Annotated in this window: 3 protein-coding genes; all 3 read left to right on the top strand. The window is 36.0% G+C overall.

Translation table 11 applies throughout. From position 1 onward, the window contains the following. Positions 1–254 precede the first annotated feature (254 nt). On the top strand, positions 255–662 hold the full coding sequence (locus tag ACFILW_RS09735; protein WP_375630387.1) for a replication protein RepA: 408 nt from the start codon (positions 255–257) through the stop codon (positions 660–662). A 225-nt stretch (positions 663–887) separates the two neighbouring features. Next, positions 888–1,166 (top strand): type II toxin-antitoxin system RelE/ParE family toxin, encoded by a 279-nt coding sequence (locus ACFILW_RS09730; protein ID WP_375630386.1) that lies wholly within the window; start codon positions 888–890, stop codon positions 1,164–1,166. 17 nt (positions 1,167–1,183) lie between these two features. Then, positions 1,184–1,401 (top strand): HigA family addiction module antitoxin (locus ACFILW_RS09725; RefSeq protein ID WP_375685717.1); only part of this gene is annotated, 218 nt, incomplete at its 3' end.

Here is a 1,401-nt window from a genome sequence, read left to right as displayed (position 1 = left end):
CCTAAAGGCGTCCTTGACAAAGAACCTAACGTCTTGTTTTGTCCCTCTCACGCGGCTCCGAAATCATGATTAGAAGGAGAGCGTTTAAGGGTGCCTACACAGCACCTTATAGTAGGGAAAAAACATTTGATTTTTTAACTACGTGGATAAAAAAATTATACCAAATAGATGTAAAATAGTGGAGGTTATGGACGGCTTTGTTGTTTGTGTCATACCTAAAAGGCAAAAATGGATTTAAAAAGGAATGGATTGCAATGCCTCAACATCCGATGGCTATAATAGCGAAAAGTAATTTAAACGGATATGATCTCAAGGTGTTTTTCATTCTGGCTTCTCGTCTTGATTTCGAAAATCTATTAGTCGTCAATCAAACGGAATTGGCTAAAAAAGTTGGTATTACCAGACATCACTTTAATCGAAGCGTAAAAAGACTAATAGCTATGGATATTCTTTTGGAAGGTCCTCGTATTGGGATTAATAGATCCTACCGTCTCAACCCAAACCTTGGTTGGAAAGGTAGTGCTAAAATCCACAAAATAGCTCTTAGAAAGAACTTAAAAAATCGCATGAAAGCAGCCGGTATTCAAGGTGTATATGAGAATAGAAAACCTTTAGAAATGGACATTAGTAATCAAATAGATCTTGAAGATTATCTTAGATAAAAAAATAATTAGCTCCATTTATCTATAAAATAAGAGGCTGCCCCCTCCTCAATTCAAAAAATCTGCTTTAGCAGGCATTTTTGATGCTTAAAATATACAGATACAGAAGAGAAAAATAATAAAAGCATAGTAGTTACGCTTCACAATGTTACCAATAATGGTAACATTGTAGCTTAATGAACAACTTCTTCTTGTATTTTATAACGATACACATTACAGTGAATCATGATTTTGGGATTTAAACATAAAGGGCTTGAAGCCTTCTACACTACTGGTACTACAAAAGGAATTCAGTCTGCTCATACTCAAAAGTTAAGGCGTATTCTAGGTGCTCTTGACGTAGCTATATCACCAAATGATTTGAATTATCCGTCCTTTCGATTACATCCTTTAAAAGGTGATCTTAAGGGCTTTTGGTCAATTACAGTAAATGGAAATTGGCGTGTAATATTCCGTTTTGTTGGTATAGATGTCGAATTAGTTGATTATCTAGATTATCATTGAATAAGGAGAGATAAAAAATGATGAAAAACCCTCCACATCCTGGAGAACTCTTGCGTGAAGATGTAATCGTAGAGCTTGGTTTATCTGTTACCGAAACAGCTGAACGGCTTGGTATGTCTCGTGTAGCTTTTTCTAGGGTTTTAAATGGAAAAGCTGCTGTTAGTCCCAATCTCGCTATTAGACTTGAAATGGCTGGTGTGAGTACTGCACGTGCTTGGCTAGCTATGCAAACAAA

Source organism: Bartonella sp. TT110JLCBS (assembly GCF_042193405.1).
Lineage (GTDB): Bacteria > Pseudomonadota > Alphaproteobacteria > Rhizobiales > Rhizobiaceae > Bartonella.
The sequence above is the reverse complement of the archived record's forward strand: the minus strand, read 5'-3'. Positions and strand labels throughout refer to the sequence as shown.